Origin of the sequence: Luteimonas panaciterrae (genome assembly GCF_020511115.1) — a bacterium.
Taxonomy (GTDB): domain Bacteria; phylum Pseudomonadota; class Gammaproteobacteria; order Xanthomonadales; family Xanthomonadaceae; genus Luteimonas; species Luteimonas panaciterrae.
The window spans coordinates 181,362-204,701 of record NZ_JAJAVH010000004.1; the positions used below are offsets into that span (position 1 = coordinate 181,362).

Genomic DNA, 23,340 nt, shown 5'->3' on the forward strand with positions numbered 1-23,340 from the left:
GAATTTTGTGTATTGAATAAGACTCGTAACCCAATATGATGGTGATGTTTGACGTGAAGAAAATGTGACGTTTATCACCATTTTACTCCGGCCGATGCAGCCACGGGCAATCCATCAGCGTCTGGAGCACATTGGAGGGGAGTTTGGATTCGATCGTGCAGGTTAAGCCGCGCTCGCGACGCTTTGACAACGGTCTGTCGCGCGCTGGATTCACAGTCATCGCCGGGCTGCTGCTGGTATTCGCCACATCCGTGCAAGCGCAGGTGCAGCGGACCTTCGTCAATCCCAGTTTCGAACAGCCCAATCTGGGCACGACTGCCTGCGTCGCATTCGCGACCGATGCCCAGGTGCCAGGATGGAGCACCACGCATCCTTCCGGGACCAGTAGTGGTTGCACTCTTCCTGCCGCCACCGGACCACTGATCGAGCTGTGGGCGAACAATTTCAACAGCGTGCCCGCGCGCGTCGGCAATAACCACGCCGAACTCAATGCTTCGCAGGCATCCCGGATCTATCAGACCGTCTGCCTCGTCAACGGTGAGACGATCAACTGGCGTTTCTCGCACCGTGGTCGCCAATCGGCCACCATCGCGGACGTCATGGATTTCAATATCGGCCCGACGGCTACCGGCACCACCACGCGCATCGTCCAGGCCAGCGACGCGAACGACGGCAATCCCGGCGCCGCCAGCATGTGCATCACCGGCGGCACCTGTTCACGTGCCACAGGCCCGAACGGGTGGGGCGACTATAGCGGCAGCTTCACCTGGAATAGCGGCACCGGCAGCCAGACCATCGGTTTCGAGGCAATTTCCTCGCAGGGCGGGATTTCCGTCGGCAACTTCCTCGACGACATCCAGATCACGTTGCAGCCCTACATCGAATTCTCCAGCAGCACGTACCAGACCGTCGAAGGCGCCACCATCAATGTTCCTGTGCTGCAAGTGACGGGAACGGTCCCGACCGGCGGCATCACCGTGCCGATCGTGATCACCGGCACCGCCACGCTCGGGCAGGACTACACCACCGCCAGCGGTACCAACACCATCAATGTCACGATCCCGGCAGGCGTGTATGACAGCAACACGTTCAACCTGACCATGTCCTCGCTGCAGGACACGGTGATCGAGAACAACGAGACCCTGGTGCTGACCATCCAGCCGTCGACGGGCTACGTGCTGACGTCCACGGTCACTTGCGGCGGTACGGCCAACAACAACGTGACGTGGACGCTGCTGGACGACGATGTCGATCTGCGGGCGAGCAAGAGCGTCAGCAACGCCACGCCGGCCGGTGGCGTTGCGACCACTTTCACGGTCACCTTCGAGAACAATACCGCCGCGACGCTGCTGGCGCCCACGACATCGCACAATGCGGTGGCGGCGGTTTCCGATGCCATTCCTTCCGGACTCACGTTCACGAGTTGGACTTGTGTCGCCAGTAACGGCGCGAGCTGTCCGGGCGGAACGACCAACGGAACGACCAGCGGCACCGGCGCGATCAGCGGCAACGCGACACTGCCCGCGGGCAACGCGGCGGCCGGCGGACGCGTGGTCTATACGATCACGGCGACACCGAGCGCCACGCAGTGCACGGCCGTCACCAACACCGCCACCATCACGACGCCGTCGGCGTTGAACGAAGGCACCTCGGTGCAGACCGGATTCGTCTCACCGGCGCCGGGGGGCGCGGCCAACAACACCGCACAGGCTTCGGTCGATCCGGTGTGCAGCAATCTGAGCCTCACCAAGACCAACACCCCCGGTTCCGGCGCGACCGATCAGACCAACGACACGGTGACTCGCGGAACGAGCACCGTCTACAGCATCGTGGTCAGCAACAACGGCCCGGATGCCGCCAACAATGCCGTCCTGCGCGATCCGGCACCGAGCGGCCTGAATTGCACGGCGGTCAGCTGCGGCAGCGCGACCGGCGGTGCGATCTGTCCCGTTTCGGGAACGGGAGCAGGGCAGCTGTCGGTGGCCAATCTGCAATCGGGAGGCGGCGTGGTGTTGCCGATAGTGCCGGCCAACAGTTCGCTGACCGTGAGCCTGACCTGCACCGTGCTGTGACGGTGCACGCGCTTTACGCCGAAGCATGGAGCGCGTGGTAACGACAGTACGTCGCGCGGATGAAATGACGTGCATCACATGGTGGCGCCGATGTTGCAGTGCGTCTAGACGTCCCATTTGTCCGCGCTAGGATCGAGATGGATGCATGGCGCCGTCTCACGGACGGCATATGGACTCGGCGGGATCTCCGTTCCGGAGGCAAGGAGGGCCATGAAAATTCTCGTCAATCTTGTTCTGGTCGCGGCGTGCCTCGCTGCGGGACTCTGGGCCGGCCCTCATTTGCGCGCCACCTATGACCGCTGGTTCCCGCCCCCGGAGTTCGTGACGGGGAATTACCAGGCGCTCTATCGCCAGACGGGAAAACCCGTGGTGATGTTCTCGACTTCCGAATGTCCTTACTGCCGCAAGGCACGCGAGCTGTTCAAGCGCGAAGGCGTGGACTATCGGGACTTTGTCATCGATCAATCGCCGGATGCCGACAAGCAGTTCGAAGCTCTAGGGGGTGGAGGAGTGCCGCAGTTGTTCATCGGCGATCGCCGCATCACTGGCTTTCGTGAGAAAGCGATCCGTGATTCGCTTGCATTGATCCGACAGAAGTGACTCGAGACACTCGCATGTCGGTCGCGAAAGGAGATGCGGCCAGCGCACGGAATGGCATCGGCTATTCCGGCATCGGGGATGGCCCGGCTAGGGAATTGCTGGACTGTCATGGTTGCACGATTCAAGGAGATAAGCTGATGAAAACGAAGAATCGCCGTGTCAGGTTGTTGTTGGCAGGTTGTGCGTTCGCCCTTGGGCTGGGCATCAGTTTCACGGCGTTCGCGCGTCCATGTTGCAGCAACTGTGATCCTGAGGATCCGGATTCGTTCTGTTGGGCGATCTGCAGTCCAGAGTGCTGAGGCTCGTGCGTCATGGAGGGGCGGCCATCGCCCCTCTTTCGTAACGGCAATCGGGAGACGGGCTAAGATTCTTATCTTGTGGTCCAAGAACCTTGCACCGGATTTGCCGATGACGCTTTCGCTCTACGATGTCTCCGTTCCCGCGCTCGTGCGCGGGCTCGAGAATCTCTCACGACAGATCGACAAGGGCGCCGCGCACGCGCGCGAGGCTGGGATCGATCCCGCAGAACTGGTCCAGGCGCGCCTGGCCCCCGACATGTTGTCCTTGGCCGGCCAGGTGCAGCGCGCCAGCGATACGGCGAAGTTCGGTGCCGCACGCCTGTCACAAAGTGAATCGCCGAGCTTCCCGGACAACGAAGCCACGCTGGACGAATTGCAGACGCGAATCGCCAAGACGATCGACTATCTGCGCAGCGTCCCGTCGGATCGGATCGAGGGTGGCGACGATCGTGAGATCCGTTTCCGTTCTGGTTCGCGGGAATTGCAGTTCACCGCCCGCGATTACGTCCGCGGTTTCCTGTTGCCGAATTTCTACTTCCATCTGACGACCGCCTACGGCCTGCTACGCCACAAGGGTGTGCCGCTCGGGAAGCTGGATTATCTGGGCACGATCCAGGGCTGAGAGACAGGCTGTTAGCCGCTCACATAAGCTCGCATGAAAAACGCGACGGTGATGCACGCCGTCAACAGCAATGTTCCGGCGCGCACGAAGCGCGCGGGCAGGCGGCGGCCGATCAGTGCGCCGCCATAGCCACCGATCGCCGCGGCGATCAGCATGATGATCGTCTCCGGCCAGTGGACGGCGCGAGCGGCGACGAAGATCAGCACCGCCATCGTGTTGGCTGCGCTGACCATGAGAGTGCGCGGTGCGTTCAAGCTCTTCAGATCGCGCCCGTCCAGCAATCCCCAGGCGGCCATCATCATGATGCCGACGGCGCCGCCGAAATAGCCGCCGTAAACACCCAAGCCGAACTGGATGGCCAGCATTGCCCAGGCCGGGACATGCCAGCGGCGACGCAGCCATTCACCCAGCCGGTTGCCGAGGCTGAGCGCCAGGAACGCCAAGAGCAGCAGCCATGGCAGCACGAAGTCGAACGTTTTCGACGGTGTCCACAACAGCAGAAGTGCGCCGATCACGCCGCCGGCGAGCGTCACCACCAGCAAGGAACGCAAGGAGGCCGCGCCTACCGGTCCCAAGCCATCCCGATATGCCCAGGCACTGGCGATTCCACCGGGGTACAGCGCGACGGTGCTGGATGCGTTCGCTTGCACCGACGGAACGCCCGCCGCGATCAATGCAGGAAGGCTGACGAACGAACCGCCGCCGGCGAGGGCATTCATGGCGCCCGCAGTCAAGCCGGCGAAGAACAAGAGTACGAACGCATCCATGCGGAAAGGCTAGTAAGGCATTTCATCGCCGTAGTCCAGCGACATCGTATGTTTGGCTGAACACTGTGTCCTTCCAGCGATCGATGCATAGGCCGGAAGTCATGCGCGCAGACTTCTACTTTGGTTGATGTGCCCGTGAACGCGACGGCGATTCGCATAGCGCGCTACATGCTTGCGCTATAGTCGGGCGAATCGCCCACCCAGCCAACTCGCAAGGTGAATCATGATCACTCTGACCGTCAATGGACAGGAACAGCATTACGAAGGCGATCCCAACATGCCGCTGCTGTGGTACCTGCGCGACAGGCTGGGATACACGGGGACCAAATTCGGATGCGGCATGTCGCTGTGCGGCGCTTGCACCATCCACCTCGACGGTGTCGCCATGCGCGGCTGCGTCACGCCGGTGGCGGCGGCCGAAGGCAAGCAGGTGACGACGATCGAAGGCCTGTCACCGGATGTCAGTCATCCGTTGCAGAAAGCCTGGCAGGAACTCGACGTCGCGCAATGCGGCTACTGCCAGCCGGGCCAGATCATGCAAGCGGCTTCGCTGCTGAAGACCAATCCGAATCCCAGCGATGCCGACATCGACGGCGCCATGGCCGGCAACATCTGCCGCTGCGGCACGTACACACGCATCCGCGCCGCCATCAAGCTGGCCGCGGGGCAGGGAGGTGCGGCATGAAGCGCATCGGGAGCAACGGCGACGAGATGGCGCCGCACAACGAGAAGATTCTCAACGAAAGCAGGCGCGCGTTCGTGCTGGGCTTTGGCGCCGGCAGCTTGCTGCTCGCGGTCGGCGGAATTCCGCTGGCGCATGCCCAGGATGCGACACCGCCCAAGAAATACGGCGGAGAGGCGATGGAAAACGGATTGCGGGACGATCCGAACCTCTTCATCGAGATCGCGCAGGACGGCACGGTCAACATCGTCTGCATCCGCTCGGAAATGGGCCAGGGCGTGCGCACCAGCGTGGTGATGGCGATCGCCGACGAACTCGGCGCGGACTGGTCGCGGGTGAAGGTGAAACAAGCGTCGGGCGACGAAGTGCGATACGGCAACCAGGACACCGACGGCTCACGCAGCCTGCGACAAGGCTTTGCCGCCTGGCGTCGCGCGGGCGCCGCCGCGCGCACGATGCTGGAAACCGCCGCCGCGACGGCCTGGGGCGTGGACGCCAGCGAAGTGAAGGCCGGCGTGCACGAAGTCGTCCACGCAAAATCCGGGCGCAAGCTCGGATTCGGCGAACTCGCCGGCAAGGCGGCCGCGCTCCCGGTGCCGAAGTCCGACACGCTGCGTTTGAAATCGCCGTCGGAGTTCCGCTACATCGGCAAGGGCAAGACCCATCTGATCGACGGCGCCGATATCGTCAGCGGGCGCGCCAACTACGGCATCGACACGCGGCTGGACGGCATGCTCTACGCCGTGGTCGCGCGTCCGCGCACGTACGGAGACAAGGTCGCGTCATTCGATGCCGGCGACGCGGAAAAGGTCGCGGGCGTGGTCAAGATCCTGCCGCTGAATGCAACGCCGATCCCCTCCGGTTACCAGCCGCTGGGCGGCGTCGCGGTGGTCGCCGACAACACGTGGAGCGCGATCCAGGCACGCCAGCAATTGAAGATCGAATGGACGCGCGGGCCGAATGCGGATTACGACTCGCTCGCCTATCGCGCCCGCATCGAAGCCGCGTGCAAGCAACCGGGCAAGGCTGTGCGCACCGAAGGCGATGCCGACAAGGCGCTGGCGAGCGCGGCCAAGCGTTTCACCGCCGATTACTACGTTCCGCATCTTGCGCATGCGCCGATGGAACCGCCGGCGGCGGTCGCGCGTGTCGATGGCGATCGTTGCGAAGTCTGGGCTTGTACGCAGGCTCCGCAGGCGACGCGTGAAGAGGTTGCCAAGGCACTCGGCATCGCATTGGAGAACGTCACCGTCAACGTGACCTTGCTCGGCGGCGGTTTCGGCCGCAAGTCCAAGCCGGATTTCATCGTCGAAGCGGCGCTGCTGTCGAAAGCGGTCGGCAAGCCGGTCAAGCTGACCTGGACGCGCGAGGACGACATCGTCAACGATTACTTCCACGCCGTCTCCGCCGAGCATTTCGAAGCAGGCCTCGACGCATCCGGCAAGGTGACCAGTTGGCTGCACCGCACCGCGTCGCCGGCGATCGCTTCGACCTTCGGGCCAGATCCGCTGCACCTGTCGCCATCCTTCCTCAGCCACGGCATCCTCGATCTGCCGTTCGCGATTCCGAACATCCGCCTCGAAACGGCGGAGGCGAAGGCGCATACGCGCATCGGCTGGTTCCGTTCGGTCTACAACATTCCACATGCCTTCGGCATCCAGAGCTTCGTCGCCGAACTCGCGCATGCCGCGGGACGCGACCACAAGGATTTCCTGCTCGAATTGCTCGGTCCCGACCGCAAGTTCGAACCGAAGGCGCTGGTCGACGTGCGCAACTATGGTGAGGACCCCGCGTTGTATCCGGTCGACACCGGCCGCTGGCGTCGCGTAATCGAAACCGTGGCGAAGGAGGCGGGGTGGGGCCGCAAGCTCCCCAAGGGACGCGGTCTCGGCATCGCCGCGCACTACAGCTTCGTCACCTACACGGCGGTGGTGTGCGAGGTCGAGATCGGCGACGACGGCACGCTGACGATTCCGCGCGTCGATATCGCGGTCGACTGCGGGCCGCAGGTCAATCCCGAGCGCGTGCGTTCGCAGATGGAGGGCTCCGTGATCATGGGGCTGGGCCTGGCATTGCACGGCGAGATCAGCTTCAAGGACGGCGCCGCGCAGCAGACCAACTTCCACGAGTTCGAAGTGCTGCGCATGAACGAGGCGCCGCGCGAGATCCGTGTGCACATGGTCGCGCCGAACGATTTCGAGAAACCGCTCGGCGGTGTCGGAGAACCCGGTTTGCCGCCGGTGGCGCCGGCGTTGACCGATGCGATCTTCGCCGCCACCGGCACGCGCATCCGTGCGTTGCCGGTGCGTGACCAGCTCACAGCGGCGGTGAAGGCGAACGCGGCCTAAGCCTGGTCGGAGGATTCCTCCGCGATGTGCATCGCGAAGCCGTTCGAGCCCGGACGTTCCAGTCCGGGCTTGAGCGTGAGCGCCGGGATGTCGTACGCGCCGCCGTTCTGCATGCGATAGGCGATGGGCGGCTGCGTCCACAGGCCGTCCAGGCGTTCGGCGAGCCGCGCGCGGATGCGCGCGTGGCCAGCCGTATCGAGCTTGTTCGGACGATAGACGACGAACGGCGGCAACACCTCGAATCCCGGGTAATGCAGGATGCCGTGGTTGATCGGAAAGAGCAGATCCTCGATCGGTCCGTTGATGCCGCGCGGGCCGTAATGCGTGTCCCAGCCGCCGGCGGTCACCGAGAGCATCGCGCGCTTGCCGACGAAGACGCCTTCGCCGTAGCGATCGCCCCAGCGTTCGTCCGAATGCTCGCCGACACCATAGGCGAATCCATTGGCGAACACGCGATCGACCCAGCCCTTGAGGATCGCCGGCATGGTGAACCACCATAACGGGAATTGCAGGATCAACGCGTCGGCCCATCGCAATTTTTCCTGCTCGGCGACAACGTCGGGCGTCTGCGTTCCGGTGTCGAACGCGTGGCGCGAGTCGACGACGATGTCCAAGCGGGCGTCGGGATCGCGATCCATGAAGTCGCCGGCGTCGAGCGCGGACTTCCAGCCCATCGCGTAAAGGTCCGACGTCTGCACTTCATGTCCGGTCTCGCGCAAATGCTGCTCCATGAACGTCTTGAGCGTGCCGTTGAGCGACGCCGGTTCCGGGTGTGCATGGACGATCAGGACGCGGCGTGGACGCTCTTGCGAAGCATCGGAACGATCAGCCGGCGACATCGATGACCACCTTGCCGAACGGACCACGATCCAGCGCGTCGAGCGCGGCGGGCAAGGCGTCGAAGGCATGACGCGAATCGATCACGGGCTTCAGTTTTAGATGATCGACTGCACGGACCAGATCCTCCAATGCACGCCGGTGACCAACGCCGATGCCCTGCACGGTGACGAGCTTGAGCAGCAACGGAGCGACGGGGCCGGAAACTTCGAATCCTTCCAGGACGCCGATCACCGAGATGCGTCCCGACCCGGCCACGGCTTCCAACGAACGGCCGAGATGCGATCCGCCAGCGATCTCGAGGATATGGTCGATGCCGCGCCCATCGGTGAGCCCGTGCACGGCTTCCACCCAGTCCTCGTCGCGCTTGATCCCGTGATGGGCACCGAGTTGCAGCGCGCGTTGCAGCTTGTCGTCGCTGCCCGACGTCACGAACACTTCGGCGCCGAGCGCATGGGCGATCTGCAATCCGAACAAGGCCACGCCGCCGGTGCCTTGCACCAGCACGGTCTGGCCAGGCTTGAGGCCGCCAAGTTCGACGAGGGCGTACCAGGCGGTCAGCGCGGCGATGGGCAGGGTGCTCGCTTCGCCATCGTCGAGGCTGGCCGGTGCGTGCACCAGCCAGTCTTCGGGCAGCGCGAGATATTCGGACAGCACGCCGGGGAGGACGCCGCCCAGGGTCGCGTGGTACGCGCGCTGCGTGGAAATCGAAGGCCCATCGATCCAGTGCGGAATGAAATTGGCGATGACGCGATCGCCCTCGGCGAAGCGCGAGGTGCCGGCGCCAGTGGAGACGACCCGGCCGACCATATCGGAGGCCGGGATGAAGGGAAATTGCAGGGGCAGCCCGGCGCCGGATTCGATCACCATCTTGTCGCGGTAATTCAGCGATACGGCCGAGACTTTGACCAGGACCTCGCCTGGGCGAGGTTCGGGAACGGGAACGTTTTCGAGCCGCAGGTGCTCTCTGCCAATGGCGTCGAACGACCAGCGGCGCATCAGGGAAGTTATGGGGGGCTCAACTTGGGAGCGGTGATCCGCGAGAAGATCATCGTAAAGAGAAATAAAATCCCCAGTGATGAATTAGAATCCGATGATTGATTCCAAATAAGCGCCAATAAGATGAACGATCGGATCGCCGGCATCGATGTGTTCGTGGAAGCGGCGGAGGCAGGCAGCTTCTCGGCAGCGGCGGAGCGACTGGTGCTGACGCGTTCGGCCGTGGCCAAGACCGTCGCTCGGCTCGAGAAGCGGCTGGGCACACGCCTGTTCCACCGCACCACGCGGAAGCAACTGCTGACCGAACAGGGACAGTTGTTCTATGCGAGCTGCCGGCGCGCGATCGAAGAGATCAAGGCTGGCCAGGCGCAACTGGAATCGGGTCGCAAGGAAGTGAGCGGGCGATTGCGGGTGAGCGTGCCGGTGCTGTTCGGGCGCATCTGCGTCGCGCCCGTGCTGCTGGAGATGGCGCGCGCGCATCCTGGTTTGCAGCTCGACATCTCTTTCAGTGATCGGGTGGTGGATCTGGCCGCGGATGGATTCGATCTCGCCATCCGCAACGGACCGCTTGGCGACAGCGGCGATCTGATTGCGCGGCGATTGGTGCGGCAGCGGATGACGCTATGCGCTTCTCCCGACTACTTGGCGCGACATGGCGCGCCTTCCAGCCTCGATGATCTGGAGCGACACGAGGCTGTGGTCTACGCACGGCCGTCCAAACGCGTGCGTAGCTGGCTGTTTCCGCAATCCTCCGGCGAAGTGCGCGAGGTCGAACCGCGTTCGCGCCTGCGTTTCGATGACCTGGAGGCGATCGTCAATGCCGCGATGGCGGGACATGGCATCGCGTGGCTGCCGTGTTGGCTGATCCATGAGGGCGTGCGCAGCGGGCGGCTCGTGCGCGTGCTGGATCAGCAGCCCGGCATGCTGTTCGACTGTCACGCCGTGTGGCTGCGCGAAGTCGGGACGTCGCCACGCATCCGCGTCGCCGTGGATGCCTTGTTGGATTCATTGCCGGAAGTGATGCAGTGATCCGCATCTAGCAACGCGCGCCGCCTGATTTCCCCGACTCAGCCGGCGAAAGTGTCGTAAAGCAGCTTGAGGTTGAGGCCAACGATGAGCAGCGCGATCGCCCAGGCGATCCGCGACAGCCAGCGCGGCGTGACCAGCGCCCCCATCTTGGTCTTGTCGGACACGAAGCGCACCAGCGGAATCACCGCGAACGGCAGCTGCATCGACAGCAGCACCTGACTGAACACCAGCAGCTTGGCCGTGCCTTGCTCGCCGTACAGCGCGGTGACGATCACCACCGGCACGATGGCGATGCCACGCGTTACCAGCCGGCGCGCCCAGTCGGGCATGCGCAGGCGCAGGAAGCCTTCCATCACGATCTGCCCGGCCAGCGTCGCCGTGATCGTGGAGTTGGCGCCGGAAGCGAGCAGGGCGATCGCGAATAGCGTGGAGGCGATGCCGACGCCGAGCATCGGCGACAGCAGTTGGTAGGCCTGTTCGATTTCCTGCACGTCGGTGCGGCCGTTCGCGTGGAACACCGACGCCGCCATGATCAGGATCGAGGCGTTGACGAACAACGCCAGCATCAGCGCGATCGTGCTGTCGGTCACCGCCCAGCGCAGCGCAGAGCGGCGGCCTTCCTCGGTGCGCGGATAGGCGCGCGTCTGCACGATCGAGGAATGCAGATACAGATTGTGCGGCATCACCGTCGCGCCGATGATGCCGATCGCGAGATACAACGCGGCCGGATCGGTCACCACCTTCGCCTGCGGCACGAAGCCGCCCAGCACATCGCGAATCGGCGGCTGCGCCAGCAGCATCTGGATGGCGAAGCAGGCGAAGATCACCAGCAACAGCGCGATCACGAAGGCTTCCAGCGTGCGGAAGCCGCGTTTCATCAGGTACAGGATCAGGAACACGTCGATCGCCGTGATCACCGCGCCGGCGGTGAGCGGGATGCCGAACAACAGATTGAGCGCGATCGCGGTACCGATCACCTCGGCCAGATCGCAGGCGATGATCGCCGCCTCGCAGGCCAGCCAGAGCAGGAAATTCACCGGCTTCGAATAGTGGTCGCGGCAGGCCTGGGCGAGATCGCGTCCGGTGGCGATGCCCAGGCGCGCGGCCAGCGCCTGCAGCACGATCGCCATCAGGTTCGACAGCAGGATCACCGAGAGCAGGGTGTAGCCGAATTTCGAACCGCCGCTGAGGTCGGTGGCCCAGTTGCCTGGGTCCATGTAGCCCACCGACACCATGTAGCCGGGGCCGAGGAAGGCGAACAGGCGCCGCCACCAGAGGCTGGAATGGGACACGGCGACGCTGGCGTTCATCGAGCCCAGACTGGGCGTGGCCGGCTCCTCGGTCTGTCGCCAGGCCGGGCTGGGGTTCGGATAGGGCAGGCGTTCGGCCATGCGCTGGGGGGAATTTAAGGGATCGGGGTCGCCGGATGGCTCGTAATATAGCAAGTGCTAATCTATAAAGCAAAGGCGGTAAAAATGAATCGAGCAGTATTTTTCACGTTTTCGGGGGAAAATAACCGGCCGAGCCGTGAACGAGCCGCGGCACGCACAGAGGAAATTGACGGATGGCCAATCGCGCCTCCAAACACCCGCCCGCGGCCGACGGCCCGACGCTCGTCGATGCCGAGGTCCATGCCGAGACGTTCCGCCACGTGCGCGAGGCGCATCGTTCGGAACTGATCGAGGACTACGTCGAGCTGATCTCCGATCTGATCACCGACGGCGGCGAGGCGCGCCAGGTCGACATCGCCGCGCGACTGGGCGTGGCGCAGCCGACCGTGGCGAAGATGCTCAAACGGCTAGTGAAGAGCGGACTGGCGCAGCAGCGCCCGTATCGCGGCATCTTCCTCACCGAGGCCGGCGAGCGTCTGGCCGCCGAAAGCCGCGAACGTCATCGCACGGTGGAGCATTTCCTGCTCGCGCTCGGCGTCGACGCCGACACCGCGCGACGCGATGCCGAGGGCATCGAGCATCACGTCAGCGAGGCGACGCTCGCGGTGTTCGCGGATTTCGTGAAGCGATCGCAGGACAAGCGGTGAAGTCTCCCGTCGCAGAACCGGAAGAGGCGGCCTTGTCGGAGGACGTGCGCCGGATGCGCCACGCGCTGGCGCTGGCCGAACGCGCGGAGCGCGAGGACGACGAGATTCCTGTCGGCGCAGTGCTGATCGACGCGGCCGGCGAAATCGTCGGCGAAGGCTGGAATCGTAACATCGGCGACCACGATCCCACCGCGCACGCGGAGATCGTGGCGATGCGCGCCGCCGGCCGCCGGCTCGGCAATCATCGCCTGATCGGCTGCACGCTCTACGTCACGCTCGAGCCGTGTGCGATGTGTGCGATGGCGATGGTGCATGCGCGGTTGGCGCGTGTGGTCTATGCCGCGGCCGATCCGAAGACCGGCGCCGCGGGCAGTGTTTTCGATCTGTTGGCCGACCCGCGTCATAACCATCGCGTGCAGGTGCAAGGTGGTGTATTGGCAGAAGAGGCAGGCGTTCGCCTGACCAATTACTTTCGCCGCAAACGGGGCAAACAGCCGCTCGGCGATGGTTGATTCGGCGGTCTGACGCGGCTTGTTACGACCGATCCGTGGCAATCTCGAAAGAGAGATGTTGCGGCGAGAGCGCCCGCAGGAAATCCACGGCATCGAAGGCTTCACCGGCGGATACGGTGCCGGTCAAGCGGCAGCGACCATCGAGGATGCGCTCGACCGCTTCCACGAGTAGTGGCGCCGTGATCGCGTAGATGTCACGTCCCCACGCCGCCGCATGCCGCGTTTCATCGCCCTTGCGAATCATCGCTTCCATGAGAAAGGCCTGGGAGGATTTTCCGCTCTCGTCCGCGGGCACCGGCGCTGGCGTGTCCGGATCGTGGATGTCGTCCCATGGCTTCGTATTGAGGAACGCATGCACCTCCGGCGCTTTCAGATGCCGTGAGATGTTGACGATCTCCGACAGCGGGAAGGCGATCATGTCCTGCGTTCCGAATCGCGACGAGAATCGCCATGTGCGAGTAGGCCGAGGATCGGGAAGGACTTCGTGTCGGCCGCCGGAGATGACGAAACGGGGTGCGGGATTGCGTTCCCCGGTCAGTCGCGACCCGTGCGTCGGATGCCAGCTGTCGAGCGCGGTGGCGATGGTGATCTCGTCCGCCGTGTCCCAGTCCCGCATGGCGGCCGTGGCCAGCAGATCGCTCAAGCCGCCGTAGAAGGCCATCGACGGCATGATCAGGATGCCGGCGCGTGTCGCCGCATCGTTGAACCGTTCGAATGCGGCAAGCGCGACGCTCTGTTCGGCTGCGACATCGAGATAATGGATGCCGTTGCGCAACGCCGCTTCTATGATGGGTGCCGCCGTGTCGATAAAAGGACCGGCGCAATTGATGATCAGGCTGGCGTCGGAACAGGCGCGGTCGAGCGAGGCGGGATCTTCCACCGAGGCGAGGCGCACTTCCGCTTCGGGATGCGCGCGCGCGACCGCTTCAAGCTTGTCGATGTCGCGGCCGCAGAGCACAGGAATCCAGCCGTGCCGGGACAGTTCCGCCACCACGAAGCGGCCGGTGTGGCCCGCGGCGCCGAAGACCGGGATTTTCTGCTTGCCGGCTTGAATTGTTGGCGGGATGTGTTGCGTCATGAGATCTCCACTCGTGTGCTGGTTGGACACGAGCAGTAGGCCAGGGCGCCACCGATGCCGCTGTCGGAATCTTTAGCGATCGTCCGAAGCGTGCTGCTCCTTGCGCTCGGCCGCCTTATCCGCCGCCTGCTCGCGCTTGCGCATGCGCGCGATCGCGTGGCGGTGATCCATCTCCTCGTTGATAGTGGCCACCGCCAGCCGTGCCTCGCGCGCCAGGTAGAGGCTGGCGGCGAACATCGCCAGGACGCCGAGCGCAGCCAGCACCGTCGGCAGCAGGCCGATGCGATAACCGAGGAAGGCATCCGCGGCCAGGCTCAGGCTGGTGCCGACGAAGCAGCTGATCGCGCCATACAGGCATTGACCGCCGCGCAGGATCAGCACGCTGCGTCGTCGCTGGATGGTGATGCGCCGCTCCAGCACGTCGCGGTATTCCTGATCGGAGGTGTCTTCCAGCTCCTTCAGCACCACGCGCAGGCGGTCGTTGATCCGGGCCAGGCGGTTGTTGGCGGAGGTCAGCAGGGACGCGGTCGCGGTCAGGAAGAACGCGGGCGCGAGCATCGCGGTCAGGACATCGTAGTGGGCGAGGGCGGAACTCGGCATGGCGGCTGCACGGGGCGGGGCTGCGCTATGATGCCGCGCTCCGACAACCGCGACGAGTCATGGCAGTGAATTTCGAAAGTGAGGGACGACTGATCTGGATCGACCTGGAAATGACCGGGCTCGACACCGACCGCGATTCCATCCTCGAAATCGCCACCATCGTCACGGACTCCGAGTTGAAGGTGCTCGCCGAAGGCCCGGAGTTCGCCATCGCCCATCCGCTGTCCGCGCTCGAGGCGATGGACGAGTGGAACCGTCACCAACATGGCAAATCGGGCCTGTGGCGGCGGGTTCTGGAGGAGGGCGTGCCCATGGCCGAGGCGGAGGCGCGCACGCTGACGTTCCTGCAGCAGTGGGTGGGGCACGGACACTCGCCGATGTGCGGCAATTCGATCTGCCAGGACCGCCGCTTCCTGCATCGGCAGATGCCATCGCTGGAGAAACACTTCCACTACCGCAACCTCGATGTCAGCACGATCAAGGAACTGGCACGCCGCTGGGCCCCGGAAGTGCTGGCCGGCTTGCACAAGGACTCAGCGCACACCGCGCTCAGCGACGTCCGCGATTCGATCAAGGAACTGCGCCACTATCGCGCCTTCATGGGGCGTTTCGCCACGTCCTCGATGGCTTGAGTGGAGCCTCGTCCGGCCGCGCCGGGCAGCAGCACGCTGGGTGTCGACATCGGGCCGGCTTTCGCACCGCCGATGGCGTGGTGGTACATGTGCACGTCGCGCTGCGGGTAGGGGATGCGGATGCCGGCATCGTCGAAGGCTTTCTTGACCCGCTCGATCAGATCGCACTTGGTGTTGAAGAAATCCGCGTTCGATACGTGACAGCGGATGCCCAGGTTGACGCTGTTGTCGTCTAGCGCGTAGACGAGCACGTCGGCGGCGGGCTCGGCGAGAATGCGCGGTTCCGTCTGCATCACTTGCATGGCGGTATCGCGCGCCAGGTCGATGTCGTCGTCGTATCCGATGCCGACCACCAGTTCGATGCGGCGTTTGACATCCGGCGTGAGATTGACGATCGAATCATTGGTGACCTGGCTGTTCGGCAGCACGATGGTCTGGTTGTCCGCGCCGCGCAGTCGCGTCTGGAAGATGCTGATGGCCTCTACCTGGCCGGAAGCACCGGCGATCTCGACGATGTCGCCGACGCGGAACGGTTTCAGCGTCACCAGCATCACGCCGGAGGCGATATTCGAGAGCGAGTCCTTCAGTGCGAGCCCGATCGCAAGGCCGGCGGCGCCGAGCACCGCGATCATCGAGGTCATTGGAACGCCGACGATCTGCAGCACGGTCAACGTCAGCACGATCAGCAGCAGGATATACACGACCTTGCGCAGGAATTGCACCGCCGTGAATTCGATGCTCGTGCGCAGCAGCATCCTTTCCGTCAGCTTGGTCAGCCATTTGGCGATGCGGAAGCCGATCAGCAGAAGCAGCGCGGCTCCCGCGAGGCGGATGCCGATGGCAATGGCGATGCTGGACCAGTGATTGCCGCCTAGATTATCGAACCAGGTGTTCATGCTCCTGTCAGGTGTCGATGAAATGAAACGCCCCGCATAGGCGGGGCGTTTGCAAGACTAGACGATGTCACGTTATCGCAAGGTCAAGTACCACTCTTGGCCTTCGATTTCGCAAGCCTGAGCCAGGTGTCGACGACGGTATCGGGATTCAACGAGACCGACTCGATGCCTTCCTGCATCAGCCATTCGGCGAGATCGGGATGATCGCTCGGTCCCTGACCGCAGATGCCGACGTACTTGCCCTTGGCGCGCGCGCTCTTGATCGCCATCGACAGCAACTTCTTCACCGCCGGATCGCGCTCGTCGAACAGGTGCGCGACGATGCTCGAATCGCGATCGAGGCCGAGCGTGAGCTGGGTGAGGTCGTTGGAGCCGATCGAGAAGCCGTCGAAGATGTCGAGGAATTCGTCGGCCAGCAGCGCGTTCGACGGCACCTCGCACATCATGATGATCTTCAGGCCGTCCTCGCCTTGTTTCAGACCGTTGGACGCCAGCACTTCGAGCACCTTGCGGCCTTCATCGAGCGTACGCACGAACGGGATCATCACCCACAGATTGTCGAGCCCCATCTCGTTGCGCACCTTGCGCACGGCCCGGCACTCGAGCGCGAAGGCACCCGCGAAGGACGGATCGACATAACGGCTAGCGCCGCGGAAGCCGATCATCGGGTTCTCTTCGTGCGGCTCGTAGTTGCTGCCGCCGATCAGGTTGGCGTATTCGTTAGACTTGAAGTCGGACAGCCGCACGATCACCGGATTCGGTGCCACCGACGCGGTCAGCGTGGCGATGCCTTCGGCGAGACGATCGACATAGAAGCTGACCGGATCGGCGTAGCCTGCGATCTTGGCGTCGATCTTCTTCTTCGTTTCCGCATCCTGCTTGCCGTATTCCAGCAGCGCGTTGGGATGTATGCCGATGTGCGCGGCGATGATCATCTCCAGGCGCGCCAGGCCGATGCCGGCGTTGGGCAGCATGGCGAAGTCGAATGCGCGCTCCGGGTTGGCCACGTTCATCATGATCTTCAGCGGTGCCTGCGGCATCGACGACAGATCGGTGGTGATGCGTTCGAAGGGCAGGGTGCCCTTGTAGATGAAGCCGGTGTCGCCCTCGGCGCAGCTGACGGTGACCTCGTTGCCGTCCTGGATGGTGTCAAGCGCATTGCCGGTGCCGACGACGGCCGGCACGCCGAGTTCGCGCGCGATGATCGCGGCATGGCAGGTACGGCCACCGCGGTTGGTGACGATGGCCGAGGCGCGCTTCATCACCGGCTCCCAGTCGGGATCAGTCATGTCGGCGACCAGCACGTCGCCGGGCTGCACGCGGCTCATGTCGTCGAGCGAACGCACCACGCGGGCGACGCCGCTGCCGATCTTCTGGCCGATGGCGCGGCCTTCGGTGATCACCTCACCGCGCTTTTCGAGCTGGAAGCGTTCGATCTGCGTGGCCTTGCCGCGCGATTTCACCGTCTCCGGGCGCGCTTGCACGATGAAGAGCTTGCCGCTGACACCGTCCTTCGCCCATTCCACGTCCATCGGGCGGTCGTAGTGCTTCTCGATGATCAGCGCCTGGCGCGCGAGCTCATGCACGTCCTCGTCGCTGATCGAGAACTTGTTGCGCAGTTCGGCCGGCGTGTCCTCGTTGCGCACGCGCTCGCCGGGCTTGTCCGAATACACCATGCGAATCTGCTTGGCGCCGAGCGAGCGGCGCAGGATCGCAGGCTTGCCTTGCCGCAGCGTCGGCTTGTAGACGTAGAACTCGTCGGGATTCACCGCGCCTTGCACGACGTTCTCGCCGAGGCCGTAGCTGCCGGTGATGAACACCACCTCGCGGAAACCCGACTCGGTGTCGAGCGTGAACAGCACACCGGAAGCGCCGACGTCCGAACGCACCATCAACTGCACGCCGGCGGAGAGGAACACGTCCTCATGCTTGAAGCCGTGGTGCACGCGGTAGGCGATGGCGCGATCGTTGTAGAGGCTGGCGAAGACTTCTTTGACCTTGTGCACCACGTCATCGGCGCCGACGACGTTGAGGAAGGTTTCCTGCTGCCCGGCGAACGAGGCATCCGGCAGGTCTTCCGCCGTGGCGGAGGAACGCACGGCGACCGCGACATCACTGCCGCCGTTTTCCTTGCACAGTTGTGCATAGGCAGTGCGGATGTCGGTATCGAGATCGGGTTGCAGCGGCGCGTCGATCACCCAGCCGCGGATTTCCTTGCCGGCCGCGGTCAGTGCCGGTACGTCTTCCACATCGAGCGTGGCCAGCCGGTCGAAAATGCGCTGGTGCAGATCGTTGTGCGCGATGAAGGCCTTGAAGGCGTCGGCGGTGGTCGCATAGCCGCCGGGCACCGAAACGCCGAGCTTGGCGAGGTTGCCGATCATCTCGCCGAGCGAGGAATTCTTGCCGCCGACTTGGGCGAGGTCGGTCAGGCGCAGGTCGTGCAGCCACAGGATATTGCTGTTTTGAGCGCGGGCGCTCAGGGCAGGTTGGTCCAAAACCAGGCACTCCGGTGTTCATGCAGTGGGGGAAGCGGGCAAGACCCGCCGAAGTTGTTATTTTACCTGTCGCGTTGCCCCACGCATCCATGGAGCCTTAACACGTGACGACACGCCCGGTCTTTTATGTCTCCGACGGTACCGGCATCACCGCCGAAACGATCGGCCACAGTCTGTTGACGCAGTTCACTGAAACCGTTTTCGTCACCGACCGCATTCCCTTCGTCGACAGCCCGGAACGTGCCCGCGAGGTCGCCGAGCGCATCCGTGCCTCGGGGGAGACGTTCGCGACCAGGCCCATCGTCGTGAGCTCGTGTGTAGACCCGATGATGACCAATCTCATCGGTGAAAGCGGTGCGCTGATGCTGGACGTGTTCGCGCCCTTCATCGAGCCGCTGGAGAACGAACTGGGGCAGGGGCGCCAGTCGCGGGTCGGCCAGGCGCACGGCATTGCCGATTTCGAGGTGTACCACCGCCGCATCAACGCGATGAACTACGCGCTCACCCATGACGATGGTATCGCCATCAATTACGACGAGGCCGATCTGATCCTGGTCGCCGTCTCGCGCGCCGGCAAGACGCCGACCTGCGTGTACTTGGCGCTGCATTACGGTGTGCGCGCGGCGAACTATCCACTGACCGAAGAGGATCTCGAGCATGACCGTCTGCCGCCGCGCCTGCGCGCGTATCGCAACAAGCTGTTCGGGCTGACCATCGATCCGGCGCGGTTGCAACAAATCCGCCAGGAGCGGCGCCCCAATTCCCGTTATGCCGAACTGGAGACGTGCAAGCGCGAGGTGTCGGCGGCGGAGATCCTGTTCCGCGCGGAACGCATCCCGGTGCTGAGCACCACGCACACGTCCATTGAGGAAATCGCCAGCAAGGTGTTGACCACCCTGGGCATCCATCGCGAGATGTTCTAGGCCGGAGATTCCAGGATTCCAGCGGTTTCGTGCTGATCAAATCTGCTGATCAAGCCCGCCGATTAAACCGGGCCGGCGCCGGCCGCAAATCGCGGCGGGTGGGAATCGCGGAAGAGCTTCTACATTAGGCGTCCGCGTCAAGTTCGTCAATGCTGCCGCAAACGCGTTCGTGCGTGTAGCATCCGGCCCATGTCGCAAGTAATTTCCCGCGCCGAACGCATCCCGAGACTCAGCCGTTTCGGCTGGCTGATGGGGTTGTACGCGGAAAACTTCAACCGGCTGACGCGGCTGTTCGAGCCAGCCGATCTCACGCCGGGCGCCTACGTTTCCGTCATCGGCGACGGGCTCGACCTGCGCCTGGATGTGATCGAGCAGCATCCCTACACGACCGAACTGCGCATGACTTATGCGATGCAGGATCCGCTGACCGGCGAACCGGACCCGTCGGCATTCCTGCGCCTGTATCGCGACGCCCGCCAGGTGGAGGCGACGCATTGCTATGTCGGACGCCGCTGGCAGGATGTGATCGGGATGTTCCCGCCGCCGGCCGAGGTGCTCGGGCATCGCATGCGCATGAACACCTTCCTCGGCAAGTGGCTGCAATATCTGGCCGAACGCGGCCACGGCGTGGCGACCTTGCGCCTCGCCGGAGCGGAATCTTCACTTCTTGAAGCAGGTTTTGAAGCACGTCGCACTTCTTTTTAATGATCCGTTCACTGCTTTTACGCTCAGCAAACGAGCCCCGCGGACGGGAGTGCTAGCATCCTCGGCGACGCGCATGAATGCGCATGAGGAGATCTCCATGACCAAACTCGACAAACCCTTGCGACGCGAAGTGCAGATCGGCGACAAGGCCTACACCCTCACCATCGACCCCGATGGCCTCAAGCTGGTCGAGAAGGGGCATCGCAAAGGCGTCGAAGTGAGCTGGAGTTCGATCGCGAGCAGCGAGCATTCGGCCTCGCAGACCCCGACGGCATAAATCGTCTTCTTTGGACGGAAAAACGAAAAGGCCCGCTATTGGCGGGCCTTTTCGTTTACAGCAGTAAAGTTGGCGTCCCCACGGGGATTCGAACCCCGGTGTCCACCGTGAAAGGGTGGTGTCCTAGGCCTCTAGACGATGGGGACGCAGTGAAACCTGAAACGCATTCCGATCGGGCCTAACGACTGGAATTTGGTGGAGCCAGGCGGGATCGAACCGCCGACCTCCTGCATGCCATGCAGGCGCTCTCCCAGCTGAGCTATGGCCCCACGGCTGGAAAGCGCGAAATTCTAACGAGCGCTTGTGCGGTGCGCAAGGGTTTTGATGTCGGAATGATGACCGCGAGCTGCACGCCTGGAGATGGCTGGTCGAGAGCACCATCTGATCCCGATCCTCCAATTCCGACCAACACCCTGAAATCGTGGGACATGACGACAGAAACCACCATTGAAATGCCCCGCGCCTGGGAATCGAGGCTAGCCGGGTATCACTGGAAAGGCCAGACGATCGGCTGCTCGACGGCGGCCGTCTTCCGGCTGTCGGCGCGCGGGCGCCCGGCGCTTTTCGCCAAGACGGACCCCACCGACCCGCATGGCGAGTTGCCCGACGAAGCGGCGCGGCTGCGATGGCTGTCGGCGAACGGCATCGCATGTCCCGTGGTGCTCGCGGAAACACGGGAAGCCGGGCGCGATTGGCTGCTGTTGAGCGCGATCCCGGGGCGCGATCTGGCCTCGTCTCCACATCTCGATCCAGACCGGATCGTGGAGATTGCCGCGGACGCGTTGCGAGCGTTGCATCAATTGGATGTCGCCGCCTGTCCATTCGATCGCAGACTCGAACGGAGCATCGCGCTGGCGCATGCACGCGTGCGTGCCGGTCTCGTCGACGAGGACGATTTCGACGATGAACGCCTCGGCCGCAGTGCGGTCGATCTGTTCGAGGAACTCCAGGAACACCGGCCACATGACGAGGATCTCGTGGTGACCCACGGCGATGCCTGCCTTCCGAACCTGATCGCGGATGACGGCCGGTTCGCGGGATTCGTCGATTGCGCGCGTGCCGGCGTCGCCGATCGTCATCAGGATCTGGCGCTGGCCGCCTGGAGCATCCGGCACAACCTTGGAGAAGCGTGGGTCGCGCCTTTCCTGTCGCGTTATGGCGGTGCCGTCGATCCCGGCTGCCTCGTGTTCTATCGATTGCTGGACGAGTTCTTCTAAGCTCTTCCCGTATTCCTCCAAACGCGATCGAAGCTGCGCGCGGCCAAGCATCGCGACAAGAGGGATATGTGTCTTTCGATTGGTTGACACCGCCCTCGACGCAGCCGCACATTCCCCCGATGTATTGAAGCGGCAGGACTGTGGTGGTGTCGGAGTCGCCGGTGGGAAGGGCAGAGGGCAGGGTGCCGCCGGTCGACGATGGCAGCTTCGAGGCTTTCGTGCGCGACAATCAGGCTGAGTTGCTGCGTTTCTTCCAGGGACGCGTGACGCAGGCGCAGGATGCGGCCGATCTCGCCCAGGAAAGCTGGACGCGATTGATGCGCTACTGGGGCAAACAGCCGCCGGACGCCATGCGCCATCTGTTGTTCAGCATCGCGCGCAATCTGCTCAACAATCATTGGCGTTGGAGCCGCTTGCGCCAGATCGAGCAGCCTACCGATTTCGCCGAGTTCGATGTGGTTTCCGAACATCCCGATCTGGAGCGGCAGTTGCAGGGGCGCCATTCGCTGCAACGGTTGGAGGAAGCCATCGTCGCCTTGCCGCCGAAATGCCGCACGGTCTTCCTGTTGAGCCGGGTGGAGGGTCTCAGCAACGGTGAGATTGCCCGGCGTTGCGGGATTTCCGTGAAGATGGTCGAGAAGCATCTGGCCCGCGCCATTGTGAAATGCCGGGCGCAGGTAGGAGATTGGGGCGCTTGAGGGTTAATGAGGCTATGACCCCGATCGATGAGTCCATTTTGGAAGAGGCGGCGGACTGGTTCGCCAGGCGTCGTGACGGCGTTCGAATGCCGGCCGACGAAGCGGCTTTCCAGGCGTGGTGCCGGCGCAGCGACGCACATGCACGGGCCTATGCCGATATCGAACTGTCGTGGGAGGCCTGGGGCGTAGCGAAGGAATCGCCCCGGCTGCGGGCCATGGCGGCCGAGGCATTGGCCGAGACCGCGCCGTGGCGCCGCTCTCCGGGCTTGTCGTGGAAGCCCATGCTGCTGGCGGCCAGCGTCGCCGCCGTGGCCGCCATCGGCGTCGTGCAGATATTGCCGCTGTCCAGGCCGGAGGCACCGGTTGCGATCACCTATCGCACCCAGATCGGTGAGCAGCGGACCGAACGGCTCGCCGACGGCACCCGGGTCACGCTGAACACCGATACGGAATTGCAGGTGCGCTACGGCGAGGCGCGCCGTGAGATCACGCTCGAACACGGCGAAGCCATGTTCGACGTGGCCCACGATCCCGCGCATCCGTTCGTGGTGACCGCCGCTGGCGGCACCGTCACCGCGCTCGGCACGCGTTTCCAGGTGCGTGATGAAGCCGGCGCCGCGGCCGTCACTCTGTTGGAAGGGCGCGTGGAAGTGGCGGCGCTACGCGAGCGCAAGGTGCTCGCGCCGGGAGACGAAGCCCGTTACGGCGGCAAGAGCGGTGAAATCCGCGTGCGCCGGATCGACCCGGCCACGGCAACGAGCTGGACTCACGGACGCCTGGACTTCAGCGGTCTGCCGCTGGCCGAGGCGGTGGCCGAGGCCAACCGATATTCGACAGTGAAGTTGCGGCTGGGTGATCCACGCCTGGCCGATCTGCCGGTCGGCGGCAGTTTCCGCGTCGGGGACAACGCGTCCATCGCTTCGGCGCTGGCGGCGGTCTTCCCGGTCCAGGTAGCAAGCGCGAATGCGCAGGAGATCGTGTTGATGCCGCGGGAGTGATGGCGGTCGGGATCGC

The 23,340-nt window shown here is 63.9% G+C and carries 23 protein-coding genes and 2 tRNA genes; 15 read left to right on the top strand and 10 right to left on the bottom strand.

Annotated features, from left to right (window positions below; all coding sequences use genetic code 11):
- The first annotated feature begins 155 nt into the window (after positions 1 to 155).
- The 3 genes from LG367_RS18615 (at position 156) to LG367_RS05705 (ending at position 3,593) form a co-directional block, all read left to right on the top strand.
- Positions 156 to 2,072, top strand: a complete 1,917-nt coding sequence (locus LG367_RS18615; RefSeq protein WP_226468263.1) for a DUF11 domain-containing protein — start codon at positions 156 to 158, stop codon at positions 2,070 to 2,072.
- A gap of 210 nt (positions 2,073 to 2,282) precedes the next feature.
- The gene (locus LG367_RS05700; protein ID WP_226468264.1) at positions 2,283 to 2,672 is read left to right on the top strand and encodes a glutaredoxin family protein; all 390 of its coding nucleotides are present in this window, start codon (positions 2,283 to 2,285) and stop codon (positions 2,670 to 2,672) included.
- 408 nt (positions 2,673 to 3,080) lie between these two features.
- A complete protein-coding gene (locus tag LG367_RS05705; RefSeq protein WP_226468265.1) occupies positions 3,081 to 3,593 on the top strand; it encodes a DUF1993 domain-containing protein in 513 nt (170 codons plus the stop codon).
- 11 nt (positions 3,594 to 3,604) lie between these two features.
- Here LG367_RS05705 and LG367_RS05710 read toward each other — a convergent pair whose 3' ends face one another.
- Positions 3,605 to 4,360 carry a sulfite exporter TauE/SafE family protein gene (locus LG367_RS05710; protein ID WP_226468266.1) on the bottom strand — a complete coding sequence of 252 codons (756 nt, stop codon included), beginning with the start codon at positions 4,358 to 4,360 and terminating at the stop codon, positions 3,605 to 3,607.
- A gap of 223 nt (positions 4,361 to 4,583) precedes the next feature.
- On the opposite strand from LG367_RS05710, the gene LG367_RS05715 reads away from it, so the two are divergent.
- Together LG367_RS05715 and LG367_RS05720 are read left to right on the top strand one after the other, a co-directional pair.
- Entirely contained in the window at positions 4,584 to 5,045 is a 462-nt protein-coding gene (locus LG367_RS05715) for a (2Fe-2S)-binding protein (RefSeq protein ID WP_226468267.1), read from the top strand.
- Positions 5,042 to 7,390: a xanthine dehydrogenase family protein molybdopterin-binding subunit gene (locus tag LG367_RS05720; RefSeq protein ID WP_226468268.1), complete on the top strand. Its 2,349-nt coding sequence runs from the start codon at positions 5,042 to 5,044 to the stop codon at positions 7,388 to 7,390. The genes LG367_RS05715 and LG367_RS05720 overlap by 4 nt, the downstream gene beginning before the upstream one ends.
- On the opposite strand, the gene LG367_RS05725 is transcribed toward LG367_RS05720, so the two are convergent.
- A complete protein-coding gene (locus tag LG367_RS05725; RefSeq protein WP_226468269.1) occupies positions 7,387 to 8,229 on the bottom strand; it encodes an NAD(P)H-dependent oxidoreductase in 843 nt (280 codons plus the stop codon). The two genes, LG367_RS05720 and LG367_RS05725, sit on opposite strands and share 4 nt — an antisense overlap.
- Entirely contained in the window at positions 8,216 to 9,226 is a 1,011-nt protein-coding gene (locus LG367_RS05730; RefSeq protein ID WP_226468270.1) for a zinc-dependent alcohol dehydrogenase family protein, read from the bottom strand. The genes LG367_RS05725 and LG367_RS05730 overlap by 14 nt, the downstream gene beginning before the upstream one ends.
- Before the next feature lie 123 nt (positions 9,227 to 9,349).
- Between LG367_RS05730 and LG367_RS05735 the strand changes: the two genes are divergently transcribed.
- Positions 9,350 to 10,255 (top strand): LysR family transcriptional regulator, encoded by a 906-nt coding sequence (locus tag LG367_RS05735; RefSeq protein WP_226468271.1) that lies wholly within the window; start codon positions 9,350 to 9,352, stop codon positions 10,253 to 10,255.
- A 38-nt stretch (positions 10,256 to 10,293) separates the two neighbouring features.
- Here LG367_RS05735 and LG367_RS05740 read toward each other — a convergent pair whose 3' ends face one another.
- Positions 10,294 to 11,646, bottom strand: a complete 1,353-nt coding sequence (locus tag LG367_RS05740) for an Nramp family divalent metal transporter (RefSeq protein WP_226468272.1) — start codon at positions 11,644 to 11,646, stop codon at positions 10,294 to 10,296.
- Between the two features lie 173 nt (positions 11,647 to 11,819).
- Here LG367_RS05740 and mntR point away from each other — a divergent pair, with 173 nt between their 5' ends.
- On the top strand, positions 11,820 to 12,293 hold the full coding sequence (mntR, locus tag LG367_RS05745; RefSeq protein ID WP_226468273.1) for a manganese-binding transcriptional regulator MntR: 474 nt from the start codon (positions 11,820 to 11,822) through the stop codon (positions 12,291 to 12,293).
- The gene (gene tadA, locus LG367_RS05750; RefSeq protein ID WP_343225833.1) at positions 12,290 to 12,805 is read left to right on the top strand and encodes a tRNA adenosine(34) deaminase TadA; all 516 of its coding nucleotides are present in this window, start codon (positions 12,290 to 12,292) and stop codon (positions 12,803 to 12,805) included. Before mntR ends, tadA begins: the two co-directional genes overlap by 4 nt.
- A 22-nt stretch (positions 12,806 to 12,827) precedes the next feature.
- Here the strand turns inward: tadA and LG367_RS05755 are convergent, their stop codons facing one another.
- Positions 12,828 to 13,883: a saccharopine dehydrogenase family protein gene (locus LG367_RS05755; protein ID WP_226468274.1), complete on the bottom strand. Its 1,056-nt coding sequence runs from the start codon at positions 13,881 to 13,883 to the stop codon at positions 12,828 to 12,830.
- A 72-nt stretch (positions 13,884 to 13,955) separates the two neighbouring features.
- Positions 13,956 to 14,483 carry a DUF2721 domain-containing protein gene (locus tag LG367_RS05760; RefSeq protein WP_226468275.1) on the bottom strand — a complete coding sequence of 176 codons (528 nt, stop codon included), beginning with the start codon at positions 14,481 to 14,483 and terminating at the stop codon, positions 13,956 to 13,958.
- Positions 14,484 to 14,542: 59 nt separating this feature from the next.
- On the opposite strand from LG367_RS05760, the gene orn reads away from it, so the two are divergent.
- Positions 14,543 to 15,115: an oligoribonuclease gene (gene orn, locus LG367_RS05765; protein WP_425490925.1), complete on the top strand. Its 573-nt coding sequence runs from the start codon at positions 14,543 to 14,545 to the stop codon at positions 15,113 to 15,115.
- Here orn and LG367_RS05770 read toward each other — a convergent pair.
- The gene (locus tag LG367_RS05770; RefSeq protein ID WP_226468277.1) at positions 15,070 to 16,011 is read right to left on the bottom strand and encodes a mechanosensitive ion channel family protein; all 942 of its coding nucleotides are present in this window, start codon (positions 16,009 to 16,011) and stop codon (positions 15,070 to 15,072) included. The two genes, orn and LG367_RS05770, sit on opposite strands and share 46 nt — an antisense overlap.
- Before the next feature lie 83 nt (positions 16,012 to 16,094).
- Positions 16,095 to 18,491: a phosphoenolpyruvate synthase gene (ppsA, locus tag LG367_RS05775; protein ID WP_226468618.1), complete on the bottom strand. Its 2,397-nt coding sequence runs from the start codon at positions 18,489 to 18,491 to the stop codon at positions 16,095 to 16,097.
- A gap of 119 nt (positions 18,492 to 18,610) precedes the next feature.
- On the opposite strand from ppsA, the gene ppsR reads away from it, so the two are divergent.
- From ppsR to LG367_RS05790, 3 genes are all read left to right on the top strand, one after another.
- Positions 18,611 to 19,429, top strand: coding sequence for a posphoenolpyruvate synthetase regulatory kinase/phosphorylase PpsR (gene ppsR / locus LG367_RS05780; RefSeq protein WP_226468278.1), 819 nt, complete (start codon positions 18,611 to 18,613; stop codon positions 19,427 to 19,429).
- Between the two features lie 189 nt (positions 19,430 to 19,618).
- Positions 19,619 to 20,134, top strand: coding sequence for a DUF1249 domain-containing protein (locus tag LG367_RS05785; RefSeq protein WP_226468279.1), 516 nt, complete (start codon positions 19,619 to 19,621; stop codon positions 20,132 to 20,134).
- Positions 20,135 to 20,231: 97 nt separating this feature from the next.
- On the top strand, positions 20,232 to 20,411 hold the full coding sequence (locus LG367_RS05790) for a hypothetical protein (protein WP_226468280.1): 180 nt from the start codon (positions 20,232 to 20,234) through the stop codon (positions 20,409 to 20,411).
- Between the two features lie 70 nt (positions 20,412 to 20,481).
- Here LG367_RS05790 and LG367_RS05795 read toward each other — a convergent pair.
- A tRNA-Glu gene (locus LG367_RS05795) sits at positions 20,482 to 20,557 on the bottom strand.
- 47 nt (positions 20,558 to 20,604) lie between these two features.
- Positions 20,605 to 20,680 (bottom strand) — tRNA-Ala (locus tag LG367_RS05800).
- A 159-nt stretch (positions 20,681 to 20,839) separates the two neighbouring features.
- Between LG367_RS05800 and LG367_RS05805 the strand changes: the two genes are divergently transcribed.
- The 3 genes from LG367_RS05805 (at position 20,840) to LG367_RS05815 (ending at position 23,324) form a co-directional block, all read left to right on the top strand.
- Complete coding sequence (locus tag LG367_RS05805) at positions 20,840 to 21,628, top strand: APH(3')-II family aminoglycoside O-phosphotransferase (protein WP_226468281.1); 789 nt, start codon at positions 20,840 to 20,842, stop codon at positions 21,626 to 21,628.
- 161 nt (positions 21,629 to 21,789) lie between these two features.
- Positions 21,790 to 22,326, top strand: coding sequence for an RNA polymerase sigma factor (locus tag LG367_RS05810; protein ID WP_226468282.1), 537 nt, complete (start codon positions 21,790 to 21,792; stop codon positions 22,324 to 22,326).
- A 14-nt stretch (positions 22,327 to 22,340) separates the two neighbouring features.
- Entirely contained in the window at positions 22,341 to 23,324 is a 984-nt protein-coding gene (locus LG367_RS05815; protein ID WP_226468283.1) for a FecR family protein, read from the top strand.
- Positions 23,325 to 23,340: the final 16 nt, after the last annotated feature.